Raw genomic sequence first — 22,524 nt, 5'->3', positions numbered from 1 at the left:
TCACGGCGTGTCGGCGGAGCAGGCTCTTTGTCCTCCTTTGCCCGCATTGCCTGCATTGCCTGCATACCGAAGGTTTCCCCAACGGATGCGAACCCGGGCGAATAGGAGTAACATAGAGCCTTTCCGTTAGTGACTCCAAGGAAGCCCAAGTGGAACCTATTCGCCTGACCCAATACAGCCACGGCGCCGGCTGCGGCTGCAAAATCTCCCCCAAAGTGCTCGACACCATACTGCACAGCCAGCTGCCCCGCTTCACCGACCCGAGCCTGGTGGTCGGTAACGACAGCCGGGACGACGCCGCCGTGGTCGACATTGGCAACGGCATGGGCATTATCTCCACCACCGACTTCTTCATGCCGATAGTGGACGACCCCTTCACCTTCGGCCGCATCGCCGCCACCAACGCCATCAGCGACATCTACGCCATGGGCGGTACCCCCATAGTGGCCATCGCCATTCTCGGCTGGCCGGTCAACCTGCTGGCGCCGGAAATTGCCCAGCAGGTGATCGACGGCGGCCGTCAGGCCTGCCACGACGCCGGTATCTCACTGGCCGGTGGCCATAGCATCGATGCCCCCGAACCCATCTTCGGTCTGGCGGTCACCGGGCAGATTGCGCTCGACCAGGTCAAGCGCAACGACACCGCCGCCGCCGGCGACATATTGTTTCTGACCAAGCCGCTCGGCATCGGTATTCTGTCCACCGCCCAGAAAAAAGGCGTCTTGCTGGACGAGCACGCCACCCTGGCCGCCGAGGTAATGTGCCAGCTCAACAAGCCGGGCCAGGACTTCGCGACTCTGCCGGGCGTGAGCGCCATGACCGACGTCACCGGTTTCGGCCTGATGGGCCACCTGGTGGAAGTGTGCGAAGGGGCCAATGTCAGCGCCCGGCTGCAGATGGACCAGATCCCGCTGCTGCCCGCCATCGACCATTACCTGCAGGCCGGCGCCGTGCCCGGCGGCACCCTGCGCAATCTGGATGCCTATGGCCACAAGCTGGCTCCGCTCAGTCAACGCCAGCAGCACATTCTGTGCGATCCACAAACCAGCGGTGGCCTGCTGGTGGCGGTGCGGCCCGACGCAGTCGACGCCTTCCTGACCCTGGCCGCCCAACACGCGCTGCAACTTGCTCCCATCGGTGAACTGACCGCGGCCGGCGAACATCGCATCGAGGTGATTGGTGAGTGAGTCAACCCAAATGCCCGAGCTGACCGTCGATTACGACCGACTGCTGGGCGACGATGTGCCCCTGCTGGACCTGCGCGCCCCGGTTGAGTTTATCGAGGGGGCCTTTCCCCACGCGAGCAACCTGCCGCTGATGAGCGATGAAGAGCGGACTCTGGTCGGCACCTGCTACAAACAGCAGGGCCAGGCGGCGGCCATAGAGCTGGGCCATCAACTGGTGGCGGGTGAGCTTCGCGAGCAACGGCTGCAGGGCTGGCTCAACTGGCTGGAGCAGAATCCGACCGCCGTTATCTACTGTTTTCGTGGCGGCCTGCGCAGCCAGACGGTACAGCAGTGGCTGCAAGACGCCGGTCGCCCGGTCACCCGGGTCGAAGGCGGTTACAAGGCGCTGCGTCGTCATCTGTTGCAGGAAATCGAAACCGGCTTCGAACAGCCGGGCTTCGTGCTGTCGGGCCTGACCGGCAGTGGCAAAACCGACTGGCTGGCCCGCACTCCGCTGGCGCTGGACCTGGAAGGCTATGCCCACCATCGCGGCTCCAGCTTCGGCCACTGGGGCGAGCCTCAGCCCACGCCCATCGACTTCGAAAACCGACTCGCCATCGCCCGCCTCAAGCAGCGTCGGGCCGGAATCGGCAGCTGGCTGGTGGAAGACGAAAGCGCCATGATTGGCCGCTGCCCTCTGCCGAAGAGTCTTTATCAGCGCATGCAGCACACACCCATTCTGTTGCTTGAAGTCCCCTTCGAGCAGCGGGTGCGCCAGATTCAACACGATTATGTGGATGTGATGCAACGCCACTTCAACGGCGACATGGAACGGCTTGAGGCCTATCTGCAAGACAGCCTCAAGCGCCTCTACAAGCGACTGGGCGATCAGGACTGGCGTCGATTGTCGCAGCAGATGACCGATGCCATCCGTCAGCAGCAAGAAGGCTTTGGCAGCGACGGTCACCAGGAGTGGATCGCCGAGCTACTCGGCCGCTATTACGACCCTATCTATCGCCGTCATCAGGTCGATAAAGAAGACCGTATCATCAAGCGCGGCGAGGCCGAGGAGCTGGCCGAGTGGCTGGCCAACCGGCCAGAAGCACAGACTGCGTATTGAAGGCGCATTATGTTAAAGGAAGCGTAAATAAATGCTGAACAGAATCACCCTACCGGTGACCCCCTTCGCCCAGAACTGCAGCCTGGTGTGGTGCAGCGACACCAACAAGGCCGCCTTGATCGATCCGGGCGGTGAAACCGAGCGACTGCTGGCGGCCATTTCAGACCGAGGCCTGACGCTGGAATCCATACTTCTGACCCACGGTCATCTGGATCATGTGGGCGCCACCGGCGAGTTGGTAGCACAGACTAACGTGCCGGTGACAGGCCCGGGATTAGACGATGCCTTCTGGATAGAGGGCCTGGATCAACAGGTGCAGATGTTCGGTTTTGATCCCGTGACCGCCTTTAGCCCCGACCGCTGGCTAAAGCAGGGTGACACCGTCACCGTGGGTAACGAGAAACTGGCCGTCTATCACTGCCCCGGCCACACACCGGGCCACGTGGTGCTTGTACATGAGGCACAGCGGCTGGCCTTTGTGGGTGATGTGCTGTTCAACGGCGGCGTGGGGCGCAGCGATTTTCCGCGTGGCGACCATGCCACCCTAATCAACGCCATTATCAACACCCTGCTGCCACTGGGCGACGATATCACCTTCGTACCCGGTCACGGCCCGGAAAGCACCTTCGGCCATGAGCGACTGCACAACCCCTATTTGCGTTAGTGCGCTGAACTTGCAGATATCCTGCCGTAACCCCTCCCCAACCCTCCCCTTGCGTTGCACCTCGCAGTCATGCTGACAGCCCGAAGCCAAGGGGAGGGAGCAAACCAGCGCCATTTGATCGATTGAAATCGACCCTACCACCGCAACAGATCAATCATCCCAATCATCATCATCGTCATCCTCATCCGCCATGGCGGCGGGGGTGGGGATGGCCGGGGCCAGCACCGAGACGGCCGCCAGCAATTGACGTCGGTTTTGCCAGTTGCCGACGAAGCCGAAGCGATAGCAGTCTTCATCGAGTTTGAAACGCTCTTCCGCCTGGGTTCCCAGGGTGTCGTGGACTTGTGCCAGCTCCTGCTCGCTCAGCACCAGATCCAGGGTAAAAGCGATAATGGCACCGTCGTGGCCGGGCAACTTGCCCTTGTTGACCGCCCGCACCCGCTCGCGCGGCAGGGCAACCGTCTGTTTGGCGCTGCCGTTGACCAGATAAAGATGTTCACTGTCGAACGCCAGGTTAATCAGCCGCTGGCGGCTCCAGCTGGCCGGCCACAGGCTCAGCAGCAAGACGGTGCCGCCAAATATCAGGCCTACCCAGTGGATCAGGCCAAAACCGGTTTGTGCATCCCACAACGACAGGCCCACCGCCAAGAGGCTAGCCAGCAGAACCAGCGAGTGGGTAAGATAAAAACGCCCGGCGGGAGGGCTCAGCACAAACTCCAGCGGTTGTTCAAGCACCTGCGGCAGGGGTAAGCGCTGCACTGTCATTTTTGTATTCCATCTGTCAAAAGGGGCACAACCCTAGCAAAAAAAACCGCAACCATAAATAATGGTGTCATGTGGGCATTCGGGAGAGAGCTGAAATGGTCAGATGGTTCGGGTTGGGGTTCGGATTATGGTTATGGCTACCGGCCATGGCGTGGGCGCAGGCCATCGGCGGTTATGCAGCCGGTTGCCAGGTTAATGCCCGGGCCCTGCCCGCCTCCGGTCCCGGTTTTTATGTGATCAGAAGCGCCCGCGAACGCTTCTATGGCCAGCCGCCGCTGATCGATTACCTGCAGACTCTGGGTCTCAAGGCCCAACAATCCGGATTGCCGCCGATACTGGTCGCCGATATCGCCATGGAGCGCGGCGGCCCTTTTGCATCGGGTCATCGCAGCCACCAGACCGGACTAGATGCAGATATCTGGCTGCGCCCGCCCCCCAAGCACCCCAGCCCCCATAGGCTGGAGGGCATCAGAGCCGTCGATATGGTGGATCATCGCTACTACATTCTGAGTCGCCATTTTCGTGACCAGCAGCGTCAGCTGATCGCCCTGGCGGCACAGGATGAACGGGTCAGCCGTATTTTCGTACACCCCCTGATCAAGAAAGCCATGTGCCGTGCCTATGGCGAGGCCCCCTGGCTCGGCCGGCTGCGGCCCTGGTTTGGTCATTCCAGCCATTTTCATGTGCGGCTGCACTGTCCGAAAGGCGATACGCTGTGTGAACCTCAGTCACAGGTGCCCGCCGGCACCGGCTGTGGCCAGGAGCTTGCCAGCTGGCTGAACGATAAAGCCGGCGCCATCACCGCCGGGCCACGCACGCCCTTTCGCCCCCTTCTGCCCAAGTCTTGCGTCGGATGGGTACGATAAGGGTGCTGCGGCCGCTCATGCTGCCATGATGATTAGATAAGGAGATCGCCCCCCATGCCACACACCAAACGCTATGTGGTGGCCCTGGATCAGGGTACCACCTCGTCTCGCGCCATTATCTTCGATGAAGTCGCTCAGATTCAGGGCCTGGCCCAGCGCGACTTTGCCCAGATCTACCCTCACGCCGGCTGGGTGGAGCACGACCCCATGGAAATCTGGGCCACCCAGCGTGCCACCCTGACCGAGGTGCTGGCCAAAACCGGCATAGACTCGGAGCAGATTGCCGCCATCGGCATCACCAACCAGCGCGAAACCACAGTGGTGTGGAATAAAACCACCGGCAAGCCGGTTTACAACGCCATCGTCTGGCAGTGTCGTCGTACCGCCGAGATCTGCGAGCAGCTGAAAGCCCGGGGCCTGGCCGACTATGTGCAGGAAAACACCGGCCTGGTGCTGGATGCCTATTTTTCCGGCACCAAGATCAAATGGATTCTGGACAACGTAGAGCGCGCCCGCGAGCAGGCCAATAACGGCGAGCTGCTGTTCGGCACCATAGATACCTGGCTTGTCTGGAAGCTGACTGAAGGTCGGGTGCACGTCACCGACTACACCAACGCCTCCCGTACCATGCTGTTCAACATCAACAGCCTGCAATGGGATCAACGCCTGCTGGACGAGCTGGACATTCCCGCCGCCATGCTGCCCGAGGTGAAGTCTTCCTCTGAAATCTACGGTCAGGCCCGGCTGGGCGCCAAAGGCGAGATCCCCATTGCCGGTATCGCCGGCGACCAGCAGGCGGCGCTGTTCGGCCAGCTGTGCTTCAACAAGGGCATGGCCAAGAACACCTACGGCACCGGCTGTTTTCTGCTGATGAACACCGGCCAGCAAAAAGTAAGCTCCCGCCACGGCCTGCTCACCACACTGGCGGTCGGCGCCCGGGGGGAAGTGAACTATGCGCTGGAAGGCTCGGTATTCATGGCCGGCGCCATTATTCAGTGGCTGCGCGACGAGCTGGGCCTGATCCGCGAGGCGGACGATACCGGCTACTTCGCCGAGAAGGTCGCCGACAACAACGGCGTTTATCTGGTGCCGGCCTTTGTGGGGCTGGGCGCCCCCTATTGGGACCCCTATGCCCGTGGCACCCTGGTGGGCCTGACCCGGGGCGCCAACCGCAATCACATCATTCGCGCCGCGCTGGAAGCCATTGCCTACCAGAGCCGCGATGTGCTGGACGCCATGCAGGAAGATGCCGGGCTTGTACTGGCCGCGCTCAAGGTAGACGGCGGCGCCGTGGCCAACGACTTTCTGATGCAGTTTCAGGCGGACATGATCAATACCCGGGTGGTGCGCCCCCGGCAAACCGAAACCACCGCCATGGGGGCCGCCTTTCTCGCCGGGCTGGCAGTCGGCCTGTGGCAGAATACCGAGCAGCTGGCCGCCACACTCGCGGTGGACAAGACATTCAAGCCCAAGATGAACAAGGATACCCGGGCCCGCCTCTACCATGGCTGGCAGAAGGCGGTGACGCGTTCACGAGACTGGGAAGAGCATTGATGACAGCCATATTGAGGCCTCAGACCAGAGGCAACACAGCCGTCTCCCACGACACGCTACGAGTACATCCATGTAAGCTCGGAAATGCCATCCCTGGCATTTCACGGTCGTGGGAGCCGTTCTTTGTTGCCTCTTCCTGAACACCGGGTTACCCGCTGGTGACCATCAGCCGATACCGGTGCTTCAGGAGGGCTGAGACTGTGCCGATAAGTGCTGGGCAAGGCTGTCCTCAACCAGCAGACGGTTGGCTTCAAACTGGCGGATCAGGGCCGATAGCCCCGTTGTTACACCTTCATTGCACAGCCGCTGCAAACTGGCACACAGCTCGGCCAGCGGCAGGGCTCCGACGCTGCGGGAAGATGACTTGAGGCGGTGGGCAATGGCGCCGAGCTGGTTCATATCCCCGGTATCATAGGCGGCCATCACGTCCGTCGCCAATGATTGCAACGAAGCCCGGTACTCGGCCAACAGCTCGGTGACCACGGCATCATCCTCACCCACCAGTTCGTGCAGTATCGAAATATCCAACATAACCTGGCTCTGGCTGGCGGTCACGGGTTCCGCAGCCGGAGCCGGTGGAGAAGCCGGCAACCATTTTCGCAACATGGCGCCCAGCACATCCAGCTGCACCGGCTTGGCCAGATAATCATCGACCCCCAGATCTTGCCCCAGACGAGCCTGTACACTCAACACATCGGCAGTCAGCAAGATGATGGGAACCGACTGCTCCTGCTCTTGCTCACGGATGGCCTGAGCCAGCTGAAACCCGTCCATTTCCGGCATATGCAGATCGGTGAGCAGAAGTGAAAATTCTTCCTGTTGCCAGCGCCGCAATGCTTCTCGGCCATTCTCGGCCAGCTCTGGCCGATAACCCAGCAGCGTCAGCTGACGCAGAATCACCTTGCGGTTGACCGAGTCGTCTTCCACCACCAGAATACGCAGCCCGTTACCGGACTCTGGGAATACTGTCGCCTCTTGCCGTTGGCTGGCGCAGGCTAACGCCGATACCCGGCCGGTCATCGTCTCCGCCAGCGGCAGCGTCACCGTGAATGTCGCGCCCTTACCGGGTGTGCTGGCCACCCGAATATTACCTCCCATCATGTCGACCAGCCGCCGGCAGATGGCCAGCCCCAGGCCGGTACCGCCAAATCGGCGGGTGGTCGAGCTTTCCAGCTGAACAAACGGCTGAAACAATGCCTCTTTCTGCTTGGGCGCTATGCCGATACCATTGTCTGACACCTGCAACGACAACCGCAGCGGGGCCACATTCACCCGTTCGACCCGGATCAGCACCTGGCCGCGCAGCCCGGGGCGGCCGGCACTGAATTTAATGGCATTGCCCAGCAGGTTATAAACAAGCTGACGTAAACGGGTAGGATCGCCCCAGCATTCGGCAGGCAGCTGTTCGTCAATCACACAACGAACATCCACCTGCTTGTCGAAGGCCATCGGCTGTAGTGTTCGGCAGACACCACCCACCAGGCTGCGGATATTCACCCGAACCTGCTCCAGCTTCAGCTGACCCGCTTCTATCTTCGAAAAATCCAGGATGTCATCGATCAGGTGCAGCAGCATGTGCGCCGACTCCCTGATGATGTGCACCGTCTCCTGCCTGTCACCTTCCGCATGCTGGCGCTGCAGCAGCTCGCTCATGCCCAGAATACCGTTCATGGGGGTACGGATTTCATGACTCATGGTGGCCAGAAAATTCGATTTGGCCTGATTGGCCTGCTCCGCCTCACGACGTGCCGCTTCCAGCTCACTGGTTCTGGCCGCCACCAGGCGCCGGGTACGTATGCTTTGCCCGGTGACGTTGGTGGTGAAGGACGTCGCCAGCAGCAGCAAAATCACCACGGCCAGGATAAACAACTTCATCATCGGCGACTGACCCGGTTGCCAGGGCAAGGGCGCCCAGCTTTCTATCACAAACCGGGCATCACCAAGCCACTTTGGCTGCAATTGCCAGTCAGGTTCCAGACCGGCATGCACGGCGTCACGCTGATCCAGCAGCACCCGCGGCTCGGCCCCCCTCTCAATCAGAGTGAGCCGGCTGACCAGCCCTATCCGCAAAGATCTGTCCTCGATCCCCTGCACCAGATCCTGCATCTGAATGAGTCCGACAGCAAAACCGAGCAAGGCCGTCTGTCGTGCTTCGGCTGTGTTTTGTTCTGTTTTGAAGCCTGGCCGGTACACGGGCACAAACAGCCGCCAAGTGTCCTGCGAGTCACCATGCAAAGTCTTTTTCCATTGTTTTAGAACCGGCTGACCGCTGGCGGCCGCCTGTTCCAAGAGCGCCCGACAATTCGCATCGGCGCCCATATCGGTTCCGATCACGGGAGTATATTCCGAGTCCGAAACGAAGAAGGTAATCGGAAAATAGTCGGTGCGGGATAGGGCCGCGATAAGCTCCCCCCCGGCATTACGCTCCTGCAGCCGGAACTCTGGCCAGCCACGTCGGCGGACTATTGACTCGAAGACGTCACGATCTGTCTCCGCCACCCTGGGTATCCAGGCCAGTCCCTTCACCACACCGCCTTCCATCAGCCGCCGGGTAAACCGGGTAAACTCGCGCTGACCCAGCTCATGGTCGGCGGCAAGAATATCGGCCACTTCATACACCGCCTCCTGCTGACGCAACATATAGTTATCCAGGTACTCATGCAGCACCTCGCCGGACACCCTGATGTGCTCCCTGCCCTCCGATTTTTCCATACGCCCGAGCAGCATCAGGCCTATGACCGCCAGTATGATCACCAGCAGCGGCAAAAACACCATCCTGCGCACGGCGGCCGGGGTATCCCGATAGGCACCGGACAGCAAGGGCAGCAGGAAAGGAGCAACCATCAGCACCCCCAGGGTATCGGCCGACCACCAGGTCAGCCAGCTCCCCATCAGCAGCCCGGCCGACACCTCGTTCAGCAGATACATGGACAAGATGCCCACGGTGGCCGACAGGGTACAGGCCACGGGGGCAGCCAGCACCAGCCGCCACAGGACTTCCGCTTCCTGCTCGGCCAGACGGCGCTCATCGGCCAGGGGCGCCAGCCAACGGGCTCCCAGAACGGCACCCAGGGTGGCCGCCACCGCCGTAAGGGCCGTCATCAGCACCAGTGACAGGGTTGGCTCATCGCCGGCCAGCAAGGTCTTGTGCAGCAGGTCTGCGGCAAAGCCACCCAGCCAGACCGCCGGCCAGTAGTGTCGGCCCCAGATCAGCAGGGCAAACAGGGCCAGACCGGCGGCGGGCCAGACCGGCGCCGCATATACAGGCGGAGTGGCCAGCCACATCCCAAACTCGGCCAGCGCCATAGAACCCAGCACTATCATGGTGACGCGCAAGAAGGTGCGGTACGCAGGTAGCCGGAGAGGCGCTATCGGGTGACAGAGGCCAGAGGAGACCGAAAGGTGTTCATCTTCCATGGAGTTATTTTTTCCGGGGGGCGATCAGCCCCTCAAGGCGATGGTGCCACTGCTGCAGCCAGTCGACTATTTTTTCGGCCGGCATGGGCCGGGCAATAAAATACCCCTGAGCCAGATGACATCTGCCTAACTTCTGCAGATAGTCCCAGTCTTCGGCATCTTCGACGCCCTCGGCCACGGTACTCATTCCCAGCTGCTCGGCCATGGCCAGGGTGGAGTCAAAAATGGCCTTGCGGGTCGGATCCCGGCTGGCCTGATGGACGAAGCTGCGATCTATCTTGAGCTCATTGAAAGGGAAGTCTCTCAGCTGGGCCAGGGAAGAATAACCGGTGCCAAAGTCATCGATTGACAGGCCAATGCGCTTCAGTCGCAGCCGGGCCACGCTATCGAGCGCCTTGAGCGGCTCGGCCATCAACTGGCTCTCGGTCACTTCCAGGACCAGGTGATCCAGCGGCATGCCGGTTTCCATCGCCATCTGGGTGACAAACTCGGGGAACAACAAGGAGCTGATGTTGTTCATGGTGACGTTGATGGCGATATTGAGGCTGAGGCCGTGCTGCCGCCAAAAACGGGCATCGCTCAGCGCCTGGCGCATCACGCAGCGGCTCAGCTCTTCGATCATCCCGTGCTGTTCGGCCACCGAGATAAACTGATCCGGATAGATAATGCCCTGCCGGGGATGCTGCCAGCGTACCAGCGCCTCGACCCCGTCCACAGCCCCGTTGGCGAGGACCACCTTGGGCTGATAATGGTTGATCAGTTCACCGGAGGCGATGCCCCTGGCCAAGTCGGCCGGGTCGCACAAGCCACCATGGCTACCTTTCGGCAACAAGGGGGCCGCCTGGCCCTGTGCCAGCACCTGGCAGAGTCGTTCAAAGGAAATCGGTTTCTTGACCGCATCGAGCACATTCAGGCCATGGGCCCTGGCCAGGGACTGAGCGGTCGACAGAATACGTTCATCTTCGCCACTGAGCAGCAGTACTCTCCCCTGGTAGCCGAGATGAGCCAGGTGACGTACACATTCAATGCCGTCCATCTGCGGCATTTGCAGATCCAGTATCACCAGGCCGATAGCGCCACCGTCCTGCTCCAGCAGATTCAAGGCCTGCTCGGCAGAAGAACAGGCGATAATTTCCTTGCTGCTGGCCAGCGTCAGCTGGCGCGTCAATACCTTGAGAATAAAGGGATCATCATCGATCACCAGGATTTTCATATCAGGCTTTGCCTCGTTCCGTCTTTTCTTGTTTGTTAGTCACTGAGCATTCCTGCCAGTAATTCAGAGAGAGAAGCCTCTACCTTTTTTTTCTGTACTTCAAACTGCCTGAGCAGCGGAGCCAGCCCACTTTGTGTCTGATGCCGGCTCTGGGCTTCCAGCGCCGCGCACAACTCCGCCAGGGAAAGGGCGCCGACCATGCGGGAAGAAGACGTTAACCGGTGCGCCAGCTCGGCGACCCGAGCAAGATCGCCATCCTGATGGGCGCGATAAAGTGCGTCCTCCGCCTCCTGCAGCCCATCCAGATAGGTGGTCAGCAGCTCCCGAATCATATCCGGCTCGGTGCCGACCAGGTCATGCAAGACAGAGATATCCAGCACCGGCGCCACCGTGTCAGCCGCCTCCAGAGAAGCAGGCGGCTCAGACGCCGATAACCAGTGCTGCAGCATGGCGCTGAGCCTGTCGAGCGCGATAGGTTTGGTCAGATAATCGTTCAGGTCTGAATTTTTATGCATCCTGACGCCTAACAGGTCGGCCGTCAAGGCCAGGATAGGCATGGGGGGGCCCTGCTCTTCCCGGCGGATGGCCGACGCCAGCTGATAACCATCCATTCCCGGCATATGCAGATCGGTCAGCAGCAGCGAAAAGCCGCCACTGCGCCACTGCTGCAGTGCCTGATCACCATTTTCGGTCACGACAGCACCATAGCCCAGCAGGGCCAGTTGCTGCCGGATCACCTTTCGGTTGGTCGAATCGTCTTCCGCCACCAGTATCACATGCTCCCGCCGTTCACTCGCCGCCCCAGTGGACGACGTAGTTGACGACGTAGTTGACGATGTAGTTGACGATGTAGTTGACGACCCAGTACCCGACCCCGCCAACCCATGCCCGGCCGACGTTGAGGGGCCCCGACATTGAAGGACCCCATTCGCCATCGGCACGGCGGCAACGGATACCGGCTGTACCGGTAGCATCAGGGTAAAGGTGGTACCTCTGCCGGGCTGACTCTGTACACTGATGTCACCCTGCATCATGTCAACCAGGCGCCGGCAGATGGCCAGGCCCAGGCCGGTACCGCCGAAGCGGCGGGTAATCGAGTTTTCGGCCTGCACAAAGGGGGAAAATACCTCGGACTGCAGCTCGGGGGCGATACCGATGCCGTTATCCATGACCATCAGCTTCAGACACCAGGGTTCCTTGCTGTGCAGCTCGACGCTAAGCTCTGCACGCCCCGGCTGTGCCGGACGACCGGCACTGAACTTGATGGCATTGCCCAGCAGGTTATAGAGGATCTGACGCAGGCGCACCGGATCCCCATAGATCTGCTGCGGAACATCCGGGGCAAGATGACAACTGACCGCTACCCGCTTGTCTTCGGCCATGGGCGTCAATACTGTGCAGACTTCCTGCACCAGTTGATCGAGTGCCAGCGGCAGTCGCTCCAGCTCCAGCCGGCCCACCTCGATTTTAGAGAAGTCCAGAATGTCGTCGATCAGGCTCAGCAAGGTTCTTGCCGAGTCCCTGATGATGGCAAGCTGCTCCCCCTGCCCGACATGGGTATTCTGCCGCTCCAGCACCTCGATCATGCCCAGCACGCCATTCATGGGGGTGCGCATTTCATGGCTCATCGTGGCCAGAAAATCCGACTTGGCCCGGTTTGCCCGCTCCGCTTCGTGGCGGGCTACCTGGAGTTCGGCGGTCCGCGTTTCCACCCGGAGTTCTAGCTGTTCTGCCTGTTGTGCAATCGACAGTTCGGCCACCTTACGGTCGGTAACATCATCGTGGCTGACCACCACCCATACCCTGCCGGCCTCGACCAAACGGGTGATACGGCAATAAAACCATCGCTGCTGCTCCGGGCCATGACAGTCATACTCGAAACCGGCTTCCATTCGCTGCCCGGCTACTACCTCGCGGATCAGGGTCGCAACGTTGAATCCGAGCTCCAGCTGATAATCGCACTGTTCCAGATAATTCTGCCCCTCACTCACCGCAGCCACCGCGCCCTCATTGGCCACTGCGAAGAGACGCCAGCTCCGATTGGTTTGCAGTATCATCCCCTCCTGGTCGAGCACGGCAATATGAGAAGGCAAGGCGTCGAGCACGCCCCGGATGAAATGCTCACTTTCCTGTAGCTGACGGGTACGCTCCACCACGCGCAGCTCCAGCTGCTGGTTACTCTCGCTCAGAGCCTGTTCACTGCGCAGCAACGCCAGCTCGGTCTGCCGCCGCGCGCTGACATCCACCGCCGAGGGGATAAGCTTGACCACCTGTCCCCCTTCATCCATCACCGGCGCCAGCGTGAAGTCCATGGTCATTACATTGCCATCGGCAGCCACCAGTTCAAGGTCATGACGCACCACGTCACCGGCCGCCGCCCGGCGGATATCCTCACGCAGCCGGGCCTGCAACGCCGTCAAATGGGCAAACCAGGGCGTCTGTTCGAAGGGCTGATCAAGCACCTGCTCACGCCGCAGCCCGAATCGCTCCAGTGAGGCCCGGTTGAGCTCCACCAGGATGCCGTCCGGGGTCATTTCCCCCACAAAAACCGGCATGGCATCGATAATACCCCGCAGCCTGGCTTCTGACTGACCTAAAGCCTGCGTGCGTGCGGCGACCTTGCGCCCGATACGCACATTCTGCCCCGCCGCCGACAACACATAGACAGACAACAGCAACGAGATAATCACACTGCCACTCAGGTAAAGCTTCATGGCGATTGAATTGCCCGGCGCCCAGGGCTCCAGATCCCAGCTGGTCAGCCGCAGAGTATTGCCAACCAAAGATTCCACATGGCTGTTCAGCCAGCTATAGGGTTGATGGTGCTCCGGTATAGTGCCGCTCAAAGGCAGATAGTGGCCATCCGGGTGCATGAGACCGACGCCCATCCCCCGTTGCGCCGCCTGTTGCTGCAACGGCTGATAGATGTCATCCAGGTAGATCAAACCCACCACAAATCCCCGCAGGGCGGTGATGCGCTCGGCCTGGGTCGCCGAGTCGGACACAAACCCGGCTTGATAGACGGGAAGGTACAAGCGGTAATCGTCGTTGCGGGCACGGTCGGCACCGTATACAGCCTGCCTGATCTCCAGCACCGGCAGCCCTGTGTCTCTTGCCTGACGGAGCAAGGCCCTGGTCTCCGGGTGATAACCCAGGTCCAGCCCCAGGGCCGGTGCCGGGCTACCCGAGCGCAGCTCCGAATACAGCAGGGGGTAGTGATATGCAGCCGGTGCTGCCGCCACCAGCCGGTCCTGATTATCGACCTTGAGGATGCTGAAGTCGGCCAGGCCGCTCTGCCTGATCTCGCTTTCCATCCCGGCGCGCTCGGCCCCCGCTACCCGGGGGGCCCAGCCCAGACCGCCGATATCATCGCCATCACGCAGCAGCAGACGAGTAAAGCGGGCAAACTCTTCCCGGTTGACCTCTTCACTGGCATGGAGCAGGCCGGCCACCGCCTCCACCGCTCGCATCTGAGTCTGCAGCCATTGACTCAACGCCGTATTCATATGAACAGTATCTTGCTGTTTTTCCTGCTGATGTAACACCTGATTGCTGCGGGCCAGCCAGTAATAGCCGCTCACCATCAGGAAGTTGATCACCAGCAGCGGTAACACAATCCGCCAGCGGTGGGCCCGCCAGGTCTGGCAGGTGGCCGGTAAAAAGGCCACCGACAAGGGCAACACCAACAGCACGCCCAGGCTGTCGCCGGCCCACCAGTTGAGCCAGCGGGGAGCCAACTCCGCCAGGGACTGTGCCTGCAAAAAATAAAAACCAGCCGTGACAATGGTGGCCGAAATCACGCTCGTCAGGGGAGCAGCCAATATCAGCAGGGAACAGAGGCCCGATGCCCGTTCGAAACGGGCCCGGGTATCGAAATAAGGTTGGATCAGCCGAAAGGCCACCCAGGCCTGCAGGCTCTTACCCAGACCAATCACCATCGCCAGCCCGACCAGTTCGGGAGACAAAGCACTATCCGATATGAGCAGGAGCATGGAAGAGCCGCAGCCTCCCAGCCAGATCCCCGGCCAACTGCGCGGCCCCCACACCATGAGCCCGACCAGCGCGGCCCCCGCCGGCGGCCACAGGGGCAGAGCATAGGTTAATGAGAACATGGCGGGGTCGACCAGCCACAGCGTCAGCTGTGCCAGACAGACATACATCAGCGCCTGTAACAATATCCCTTGCCACAGGCTGTGTTTCTTGCGGTGCATATCAAGAGAATCCGCATCCGAGGGGACGGATGAAGATAAGGGAACACGCATATAACAGGAAGCTCCGGGGCAAAAAATACAAAAAGGGGGCTGATTAAAAATTAAGTGCATAGAGTAATAGATTCAATTACGGATTAATACGCTTAATACCGCGGCACCTCCCATAAATAGTAGATAGCTTCATTCCTCCCGAATCACGCGCATATATTTATTTGAAAACACTAAACTTGTTAAGGTTAATAACATATTGTTTGGCTGCACCGGCAACCGCATGGCCAGACTACTCAGTGACCGGCTGTTAAATACCGGTAAACAAACAGTCGGCGTTACATCAGCGACAAAGAAGAAGTAATACCACTTTAATTAAGTATCTGATCATATTGAGGCGTCCGGTTCCAGAGACAACGCCGGTGCATCAGGGAAGACGAAGGGATGTATGTACGGCGTGCCGGCCGAGCGAGCTCGTTGTCCGACGTTTACACTGCTATAAAAGTGATCCCTTGTTTAGTGGTATGGGTATAAGGAGCAAGATGACAACGGACTCCCCTCTTTTCGATGTGCTGGTGATCGGCGGTGGCGTCAACGGCACCGGCATCGCCATGGATGCCGCGGGTCGCGGCCTGACGGTGAAATTGTGCGAAATGAACGATCTGGCCTCGGCCACCTCGTCAAACAGCAGCAAGCTTGTTCATGGTGGTCTCCGCTATCTGGAGCATTACGAATTCGGTCTGGTCAAAAAGGCGCTGACCGAGCGCGAGTTATTGCTGCAAAACGCCCCCCACATCATGTGGCCGCTGCGTTTTCGTCTGCCTCACCGCCCGCACCTGCGTCCGGCCTGGATGATCCGCGCCGGTCTCTTCCTCTACGACCACCTCGCCCGGCACAGACACCTGCCCGGCTCCTGCGCCATTCGTTTTGGGGCCGACAGTCCCTTGCAGCCACAGATCACCAAAGGCTTCGAGTATTCCGACGGCTGGGTGGACGATGCCCGGCTGGTGGTGCTGTGCGCCCTGGCCGCCTTTGATCGCGGCGCCGAGATCAGGACCCGTACCCGTTGCATCAGGGCCCGGCGTAAAGAAGGTCTCTGGCACCTGACGCTGCAAAATACCGTCACCGGCGAGCGGCAACAGTGCCGCAGTCGGGCGCTGGTCAATGCCGCCGGCCCCTGGGCCAGCTCGCTCTTTGCCGACACCATGACCATGCCCTCCCCCAGGCAACTGCGGCTGGTCAAGGGCAGCCATATTCTGGTGCCGCAGCTGCACGACGGCCCCGAGGCCTATATCCTGCAAAATGACGATCAGCGCATCGTGTTCGTGCTCCCCTATCAGGACCGATTCTCGCTGATCGGCACCACAGACGTGGACTACGAGGGGGATCCGGCCGAAGTCGCCATCGACGATGACGAGGTGGATTATCTGTGTCACCTGGTTAACGGCTATTTCAAACGGCAGATAAGCCCGGCGGATGTCGTGTGGCGCTATTCTGGCGTGCGCCCTTTGATGAACGGAGAAGGGGGCGAGGCACAGAAAGCCTCTCGGGATTATACGCTGGAGCTGGATGCGCCCGAGCACGAGGCCCCGCTGCTGTCGGTGTTCGGCGGCAAACTCACCACCTACCGCCTGCTGGCCGACGCCGCCACCGGCACGCTCAGCCGGTTTTTTCCCGAAGCCGGCCCGGCCTGGACCCACAACGCCGTGCTGCCCGGCGGCAATTTCAGCACACAAGCCCGGCTGGCCGAGGCGTTGCATCAGCATTATCCCTGGCTGCCCGACGCCCTGCTACACCGCTTTGTGCGCAGTTACGGCACCTTGTGCCACCGTTTTTTACAGGGGTGCGAGCAGCTGGACGACCTGGGTGAAGCCTTCGGCAACCATCTGTACCGCAAGGAAGTGGATTACCTGATGGAGCACGAGTGGGCCACCACGGCAGACGATATTCTCTGGCGCCGCACCAAGCTGGGCCTTGAACTGCAGGACGACGAACGAAAGCGCCTGCAACACTACCTGCAGGCACACCAGGCAGCGCCCGCAGATTAAATCGGCATCAACGTATCGCTTCACGCCGATAGATTATCCTGTCGTGACCACGCAGCGGCGTCTCTCCGGCGGAGATAGACAGTGTGGCTGCCGGATCCAGCAACGCCGCTTCCCCTGTGGTTTTCAGCCAGTCTGCCACATCGGCCCTGATCTGAAACTCGGCCGCCTCGGCATAGGCATCAACGTCAATACCATCCGCTGTTTGTGTCAGACCAGGCAAAACTGCCCCATTTTCTGGCTCGACAACCAGTGAGGCCGACTGGGTGGATAGGTCAAAATCGGGATCGTCTATCAAGGTTCCGTACTGATCGAAGTACTGTAAATATACCGGCATGGTGCCTTCCGTTTCTGTTGCCAGGGTCAGATCACTGATCATCAGCTGGCCGTAACGCAGCTCGGCATTCGCATCCTCAACCAGCGTTTCCCGGTTGTTCTGATCCGGCGGTAATATCAATGGCTCGTCATCAACCGCATCGCTTTCAATAGCGATATTGAGTTCCAACGGGACATTGATCAATTTGGCATCAAAGGGGGTGCTCTCTTTGGGGAAAGATAACTCATTATTGGTAACCAGGATCCGGTGCTGGCCATTATCATCCCATTGCACTGTCACCGGCATGGTCATGCCATCCAGAAAAGAATCATCGGGGATCATCAGCGCAAGGCTGATATTGTCGGCGGTCAGTCCCCCGGCAAACTCGCCACTGTAGCTGGGTAAGGGGTCACCATTGATATCGACGGCCTGTACGGTAAAGCCGGGTTGGGTGGTAAATGCCACCGCCTTTCCCGCATAAACATGATTACCGGCAATCTGACCCGCAGCAGAGGTCACCACGTCGAGGGCTGCGGGTACGGTACGGCCGATAACCGCATCGGAACCTTTGGTTAACTTATCGCCACAGTTATTGGCATAAACAGCACAATGATCTGCCACCACCGCTTGTACCAAGGCAACCTGAGTAAAGCCGATGTTCATATCGAAGGTGGTAAGAGGGTGATTTACAACATTAGTATTAAGTTCGGTAATGGTCACGTTTTCGGGTTGATTGAAGCTGTATTCCAGGATCTTGTCGCCAACTTCATCATTTATGCCATTAACCCCGTAACCGATAAACGACAGTGATACCGACTTCGGCTCCCCGGCTTTGGCCAGCACAGAACAACCGGCATGAATGCTGTAGTTGAAATCATGCAATGTCGACGGACAGTTAATACCTGGTTGTACTTCAATCTGATAGGGAACAAATGCCAGTGTCACCTTGTCTGATGACAATTCTTCTTCACTGTCGGACATTTCTGTCAACACCAGATCAACATTTCTGGCCTGGTTATGTCGAATATAAATTTCGGTGTCTGCTGGTAGTGAATAGATATCACCGTTATTCAAAATACTGTAACCGCTTTTTTCACCAGCAACTTCATAAGCGAGCTCACCACTGCCATATTCCACTTTGAACCGGCTTGTTGCTCCGTTAACCGTTATTATCGCAGCATTATTCTCTTCGCCATCTACATAACCAATGTCTCGCCGTGCAGACAGTGAAAAAGTTCCAAAATTAATGGCACTGTTTTTCTTCATTTCCAGATCCACGACATTCACGGCGCCATAGACTCCTGCGCCTTCATGCAGCTTCAGTTTACCCTGCACATAAACGAAGCCATACAAGCGGGAATTTTTCTTCAGATCCGCATCGCCTTTATCGGGATCATCATCTGCGTCTTTGTCCTCTCCGCCATAGACATAAAGCCTGACGGACTTAGAAGCATTACCGAGTACTGAGTCTTCTTCAAGTTTCAGCTTGCTTTCTATATTAAGGATTACCGCTCCTGTCGTGTGTAATCTGGCATTTTTTTTCAGTTCGATCTTATGCAGCGAGTACTCCCCACCGGACAGATTCAGGGTACCATCCAGCTTCAGGGTGTCGGCCCTGATCGCTCCTGTCAGTTGAGCTGCGTCTTTCAACTCCAGCTTCTTGTTGGTAAACGCATCACCGAGCAACTGACTGCTTCCTTCCAGCTTGATGTCATCGTCGGGAGCGTAGATGTTAAAATCTGCATTGCCCAGAGCACCCGCGTCTTTTATATTCACATCGCCGTTTACATAGAAATTTACCTGTCCGGAGGCAGGCAGATGGAGGCGCCCTCCATCTATATCCAGCTCACCCAGCCAGTAATCACCGGCGGTCAGCGTCAGCTCTCCGCCACTTTTTACCTCCAGTTTGTCTTTGATACGATATTCGTCGTGCCCACCTGTCAGTACAGCACTGCATCCTTTTTCTATTTTGATGCTCTTGAACTGACTACGACTGTCGCTTGAGTTGCCCTGTTCACACTTAAACTCGAGAGAGCTGCTTGTCGCTTTGAAATCAGCAGGAAATGATATGCTATCCGCTTGGTAGGCAGGCAGATTGACCTTCGGTCCTGATTTATAACTCAGGCTACAGGGCTTATCGTCACACCGACTACTACCCTTGAAATCACCGGAATAAAAATCCAACCTGGCATTATTAGTACCGCCGATGATCGCATCTTCTTCCATCTTTATCTTGCCATCGGAAGCATGGCTTTGGGCCGCATAGGGGAATAAGTCGTTCATTGATTGAGCTGCGACCGCTCCACAGAAAAAAAACAACAGGCTAATCATCAGTTTCATTTAATCACCTCGACTTCCAGGGTACGCACTACATTCAGTTCGTTGCTGCCGCAGCTGCCGGTGGCCCTGATATAGTACAGGGTTTCAGTATTTATGTTCATGGACTTATTTACACCCGCATTGGCGCTGCAGCCGTTGATATCGAGTTCGATATCGGCAATAGAAGTGTCCTGTGCCGGCGCCATTTGCTGGTAGATGGCATTTTCCAGTACGCTGTCGGCGGCCAGCCTGGCCCTGAGCGCCATGGTTTCATAAGCCAGGTTGCGGCTGCTCCGATTGGTAAGGCTGACCATGGCCGACATCAGTACCGCCATCAGCAACATCATGAATATCACGCTGATCAGCATGCTACCTCTGATGCTATGGCTCATAAAGCACCCCTATCTGCTGGGGGAAGGCAAGCGGGCCTTCTCTGGTCTGCAGTTTCAGCTCAAGTTGCACCATTTGTGTCGCCACTCGGTAATCGGCAGCTTCAAAGGCGGTATCATCCGTCAGGCCGGACAGCATTAATACGTTTTTGCTGGTATCCCACTGATCTGTGTTTTTTTCATTACGCGTCAGGCTGCCTGCTTCCAGGCAATAACGCACCTGTCGGGGCTGTAACAGGGTATAGCGCCGGGCCGGGCTGCTTTTGGGAAAGGTCATATCGGATGAATTTCCGTTATTGCCATTGTTATTGCCATTGTTATTGCCATTGTTATTGCCATTGCCATTGCCATTGCCATTGCCATTGCCATTGCCATTGCCATTGCCATTGCCATTGCCATTGCCATTGCCATTGCCAGCCGAGTATATAATGCGATCGCTAGTGTCAACTTCCGGCTGAAAATTTATTCCCTGTGGCAAAGCGGCCGGATAATCGGGCCAGTTGGCATCGCCTTGCGCCGCCATGATGGCAATATAGGAGGCTGTCAGTGTCTGATCCTGTAGCGGAACAGGCAGAATAAAAGTGATATTGCCGGAGCGGGGATTACCCTGATATTTGCCCGCGGCCAGTACCGGTACAAAGTACAGACAATTTTTATCAAGGTCTTGCTCGATACGCACACTGGGGCCATAGGCCGCCCCCAGCTCGCGGGTGAGTCGTTCGATGGCGAAGCGACCGTGACTCAGAACTTCGGCCCGCTCGCGAGTGCCTTGATACAGGCGCGCGCTGTCGGCAATAAAACCACTGCTGAATGCCCCGGTAATGGCTATCAGCACCAGCACGATCACCAGCTCCAGCAGGGTAAAACCGCGGACTCTCATCGGATATTGTACCTGTGCAGGGCAAAGTCGATACCGGCGCCCGCCGGGGGCGTGACCTTTATCTCCACAACCTTGTAGATGGCGGCGCTACCTTCCGACACACAGACGGATACCCGGTAGCCCTGATAGTAACGGGCATCGAGCCCCATGGCCGCGGCCAGTTGATCACCACCGATGCCGTTGGGCTCGCACCAGACATGAAAGTCGTCGACATCGTCAAAGTCGCCTGCCACTGTCTCCCCCCCATCGGGTCCAAATTGATGGGCGTTGGTGCAATTAGTGGCACATAGCGACTGCTGTTCGGGCTTGTTATGTTCGTCAAACTTCACCGCGATGATCTGCTCGCTCAGGGCCTGGGCCAGGCTGACCGCACGCACCTGAAACACGGGATCCAGCCGCTGCTTTTGCTGGCCATAGAAAAACAGGCTGCCGCCCGCCAGCACTATGCCCAGCAGGGCGATGCCCAGCACCAGCTCCACCAGGCTGACACCGCGGCAACGGCGAAGATGAGGGTTAGCATCAGGGCAGCGCATGGATATAGCCTTCGGTCTCGATGCGTACCGTGACTCCGCCCAGGGTGATATCGACCGGCGAGGTCATTCGCACCAAACTACCCGCCTGCTCTATATAGGGTCGGCCCAGCCAGGCGTCTTCGCTCAGCAGGCCGCCGGAGACTGTGGTACCGAACTGAATGATGACAGGGAAAGTTTCCGTCGCACCGATGGCCTGAGGCTGGTTGATGCCGAGCAAAGGGCCCTGTGGGGGATAGCTGTCGGCCAGGGCATTATCACAGTTCTCGGCGATGCCGAAACGCGCCGAGGTTATTACCAGACGGCCACATTGATTCAGGGGTTGATTAAGCGTGAAGGCATCCGGATCATTCATGGCCCGCAACTGGGTCAGACGCAGCAGGCTGACCAGCCGATCGGCATTGAGTCGCTGCTCGATATCCGGCCCGAATGACAGCCGGGGCAGCGCCACCGCCGTCAGTATGCCAAGCAGTACCAGCACGGCCAGCAATTCAATCAGGGTAAAACCGGAGGATTTCATGGGGATTAAAAAAGGCGGCTAAGCCGCCTTACTTGATGCTAATTAACAAGCAGACTTGTCAATGGTGATTGTAGGTCTGGCAACTGATGTTGCGGGGCCATACTTGACCGCACAAGTTGCAGAAGCTGTAATATCACTAGCTTTTCTAGCTTGCGGGCTAATCAGAAGATCGCTCCCACTAACTGAATATATGTAATCCGCTTCAGTCGATGCAGCACTGGAGGCATTTACCTCAATTATCGTAAGTATGCCGCCTGACGCTGCAGCAGGATAGCCCCATACCAAATCAGCGGTTACGCCATCGCCCATATCTACATCATTCGAACTGGCTTGTTTATCAACACCTTTCAAAATCGCCTTGGTATTGGCCAATGTCGACGCCGACTCCAAAGAATTCTTCAAACCATCCAGGTTGGCCCCATACGCATCACCCTGCAGGTTCAGGAACTTGGGGGCAGCTACGGCGCCCAGTATGCCGAGGATCACAATCACGATAACCAGTTCAATCAGGGTAAAACCCGCTTGCTTCTTCATAAATTCTCTCTTGTATCAATATTGTTT

Annotated in this window: 16 protein-coding genes; 6 read left to right on the top strand and 10 right to left on the bottom strand. The window is 58.4% G+C overall.

Going from position 1 to position 22,524, the window contains the following annotated elements; genetic code table 11:
* Window positions 1-149 precede the first annotated feature (149 nt).
* Genes selD through UN63_RS02040 form a run of 3 tightly spaced genes read left to right on the top strand, consistent with a single transcriptional unit; the run spans window position 150 to window position 2,950 of the window.
* Window positions 150-1,187, top strand: coding sequence for a selenide, water dikinase SelD (gene selD / locus UN63_RS02050; protein ID WP_104485122.1), 1,038 nt, complete (start codon window positions 150-152; stop codon window positions 1,185-1,187).
* A gap of 10 nt (window positions 1,188-1,197) precedes the next feature.
* The gene (gene mnmH, locus UN63_RS02045) at window positions 1,198-2,286 is read left to right on the top strand and encodes a tRNA 2-selenouridine(34) synthase MnmH (RefSeq protein WP_104485121.1); all 1,089 of its coding nucleotides are present in this window, start codon (window positions 1,198-1,200) and stop codon (window positions 2,284-2,286) included.
* A gap of 31 nt (window positions 2,287-2,317) precedes the next feature.
* Complete coding sequence (locus tag UN63_RS02040) at window positions 2,318-2,950, top strand: MBL fold metallo-hydrolase (protein WP_104485120.1); 633 nt, start codon at window positions 2,318-2,320, stop codon at window positions 2,948-2,950.
* A 150-nt stretch (window positions 2,951-3,100) separates the two neighbouring features.
* Here the strand turns inward: UN63_RS02040 and UN63_RS02035 are convergent, their stop codons facing one another.
* The gene (locus UN63_RS02035; RefSeq protein WP_104485119.1) at window positions 3,101-3,715 is read right to left on the bottom strand and encodes a hypothetical protein; all 615 of its coding nucleotides are present in this window, start codon (window positions 3,713-3,715) and stop codon (window positions 3,101-3,103) included.
* Between the two features lie 95 nt (window positions 3,716-3,810).
* On the opposite strand from UN63_RS02035, the gene mepA reads away from it, so the two are divergent.
* Entirely contained in the window at window positions 3,811-4,581 is a 771-nt protein-coding gene (gene mepA, locus UN63_RS02030; RefSeq protein WP_104485118.1) for a penicillin-insensitive murein endopeptidase, read from the top strand.
* A 54-nt stretch (window positions 4,582-4,635) separates the two neighbouring features.
* Complete coding sequence (glpK, locus tag UN63_RS02025) at window positions 4,636-6,135, top strand: glycerol kinase GlpK (protein ID WP_104485117.1); 1,500 nt, start codon at window positions 4,636-4,638, stop codon at window positions 6,133-6,135.
* Window positions 6,136-6,318: 183 nt separating this feature from the next.
* Here glpK and UN63_RS02020 read toward each other — a convergent pair whose 3' ends face one another.
* From UN63_RS02020 to UN63_RS02010, 3 genes are read right to left on the bottom strand one after another with little or no spacing between them, the layout of a single operon-like run.
* On the bottom strand, window positions 6,319-9,552 hold the full coding sequence (locus UN63_RS02020; RefSeq protein ID WP_104485116.1) for an ATP-binding protein: 3,234 nt from the start codon (window positions 9,550-9,552) through the stop codon (window positions 6,319-6,321).
* Between the two features lie 4 nt (window positions 9,553-9,556).
* Window positions 9,557-10,765 carry an EAL domain-containing response regulator gene (locus UN63_RS02015; RefSeq protein WP_104485115.1) on the bottom strand — a complete coding sequence of 403 codons (1,209 nt, stop codon included), beginning with the start codon at window positions 10,763-10,765 and terminating at the stop codon, window positions 9,557-9,559.
* Between the two features lie 35 nt (window positions 10,766-10,800).
* Window positions 10,801-14,976 carry an ATP-binding protein gene (locus UN63_RS02010; RefSeq protein WP_181068145.1) on the bottom strand — a complete coding sequence of 1,392 codons (4,176 nt, stop codon included), beginning with the start codon at window positions 14,974-14,976 and terminating at the stop codon, window positions 10,801-10,803.
* A gap of 530 nt (window positions 14,977-15,506) precedes the next feature.
* Between UN63_RS02010 and glpD the strand changes: the two genes are divergently transcribed.
* Window positions 15,507-17,012 carry a glycerol-3-phosphate dehydrogenase gene (gene glpD, locus UN63_RS02005; protein WP_104485113.1) on the top strand — a complete coding sequence of 502 codons (1,506 nt, stop codon included), beginning with the start codon at window positions 15,507-15,509 and terminating at the stop codon, window positions 17,010-17,012.
* Between the two features lie 7 nt (window positions 17,013-17,019).
* Here glpD and UN63_RS02000 read toward each other — a convergent pair whose 3' ends face one another.
* The 6 genes from UN63_RS02000 to UN63_RS17365 are packed head-to-tail and all read right to left on the bottom strand — an operon-like array spanning window position 17,020 to window position 22,497.
* Complete coding sequence (locus UN63_RS02000; protein WP_104485112.1) at window positions 17,020-19,665, bottom strand: DUF6701 domain-containing protein; 2,646 nt, start codon at window positions 19,663-19,665, stop codon at window positions 17,020-17,022.
* Complete coding sequence (locus tag UN63_RS01995) at window positions 19,662-20,036, bottom strand: hypothetical protein (RefSeq protein ID WP_104485111.1); 375 nt, start codon at window positions 20,034-20,036, stop codon at window positions 19,662-19,664. Before UN63_RS01995 ends, UN63_RS02000 begins: the two co-directional genes overlap by 4 nt.
* On the bottom strand, window positions 20,026-20,913 hold the full coding sequence (locus UN63_RS01990) for a prepilin-type N-terminal cleavage/methylation domain-containing protein (RefSeq protein ID WP_104485110.1): 888 nt from the start codon (window positions 20,911-20,913) through the stop codon (window positions 20,026-20,028). Before UN63_RS01990 ends, UN63_RS01995 begins: the two co-directional genes overlap by 11 nt.
* Window positions 20,910-21,446 (bottom strand): type IV pilus modification PilV family protein, encoded by a 537-nt coding sequence (locus UN63_RS01985; RefSeq protein WP_104485109.1) that lies wholly within the window; start codon window positions 21,444-21,446, stop codon window positions 20,910-20,912. The genes UN63_RS01990 and UN63_RS01985 overlap by 4 nt, the downstream gene beginning before the upstream one ends.
* The gene (locus UN63_RS01980) at window positions 21,433-21,963 is read right to left on the bottom strand and encodes a pilus assembly FimT family protein (RefSeq protein WP_104485108.1); all 531 of its coding nucleotides are present in this window, start codon (window positions 21,961-21,963) and stop codon (window positions 21,433-21,435) included. The genes UN63_RS01985 and UN63_RS01980 overlap by 14 nt, the downstream gene beginning before the upstream one ends.
* 42 nt (window positions 21,964-22,005) lie before the next feature.
* Window positions 22,006-22,497 carry a pilus assembly FimT family protein gene (locus UN63_RS17365; RefSeq protein WP_104485107.1) on the bottom strand — a complete coding sequence of 164 codons (492 nt, stop codon included), beginning with the start codon at window positions 22,495-22,497 and terminating at the stop codon, window positions 22,006-22,008.
* Window positions 22,498-22,524 lie beyond the last annotated feature (27 nt).

The organism is Oceanisphaera arctica, assembly GCF_002936955.1.
Taxonomy (GTDB): Bacteria; Pseudomonadota; Gammaproteobacteria; order Enterobacterales; family Aeromonadaceae; genus Oceanimonas; species Oceanimonas arctica.
Note: the sequence above shows the minus strand (reverse complement) of the source record. Positions and strands in the feature narration are given on the sequence as shown.

Excerpts from the sequence above, each read along its gene's own strand:
- UN63_RS01995 (WP_104485111.1), bottom strand. The coding sequence starts at position 20,036 with ATGAGCCATAGCATCAGAGGTAGCATGCTGATCAGCGTGATATTCATG.
- glpK (WP_104485117.1), top strand. The coding sequence starts at position 4,636 with ATGCCACACACCAAACGCTATGTGGTGGCCCTGGATCAGGGTACCACC.
- UN63_RS01985 (WP_104485109.1), bottom strand. The coding sequence starts at position 21,446 with ATGCGCTGCCCTGATGCTAACCCTCATCTTCGCCGTTGCCGCGGTGTC.
- UN63_RS01990 (WP_104485110.1), bottom strand. The coding sequence starts at position 20,913 with ATGAGAGTCCGCGGTTTTACCCTGCTGGAGCTGGTGATCGTGCTGGTG.
- UN63_RS17365 (WP_104485107.1), bottom strand. The coding sequence starts at position 22,497 with ATGAAGAAGCAAGCGGGTTTTACCCTGATTGAACTGGTTATCGTGATT.
- UN63_RS02040 (WP_104485120.1), top strand. The coding sequence starts at position 2,318 with ATGCTGAACAGAATCACCCTACCGGTGACCCCCTTCGCCCAGAACTGC.
- UN63_RS02010 (WP_181068145.1), bottom strand. The coding sequence starts at position 14,976 with ATGCACCGCAAGAAACACAGCCTGTGGCAAGGGATATTGTTACAGGCG.
- UN63_RS01980 (WP_104485108.1), bottom strand. The coding sequence starts at position 21,963 with ATGAAATCCTCCGGTTTTACCCTGATTGAATTGCTGGCCGTGCTGGTA.
- mnmH (WP_104485121.1), top strand. The coding sequence starts at position 1,198 with ATGCCCGAGCTGACCGTCGATTACGACCGACTGCTGGGCGACGATGTG.
- UN63_RS02020 (WP_104485116.1), bottom strand. The coding sequence starts at position 9,552 with ATGGAAGATGAACACCTTTCGGTCTCCTCTGGCCTCTGTCACCCGATA.
- UN63_RS02035 (WP_104485119.1), bottom strand. The coding sequence starts at position 3,715 with ATGACAGTGCAGCGCTTACCCCTGCCGCAGGTGCTTGAACAACCGCTG.
- UN63_RS02000 (WP_104485112.1), bottom strand. The coding sequence starts at position 19,665 with ATGAAACTGATGATTAGCCTGTTGTTTTTTTTCTGTGGAGCGGTCGCA.
- mepA (WP_104485118.1), top strand. The coding sequence starts at position 3,811 with ATGGTCAGATGGTTCGGGTTGGGGTTCGGATTATGGTTATGGCTACCG.
- glpD (WP_104485113.1), top strand. The coding sequence starts at position 15,507 with ATGACAACGGACTCCCCTCTTTTCGATGTGCTGGTGATCGGCGGTGGC.
- UN63_RS02015 (WP_104485115.1), bottom strand. The coding sequence starts at position 10,765 with ATGAAAATCCTGGTGATCGATGATGATCCCTTTATTCTCAAGGTATTG.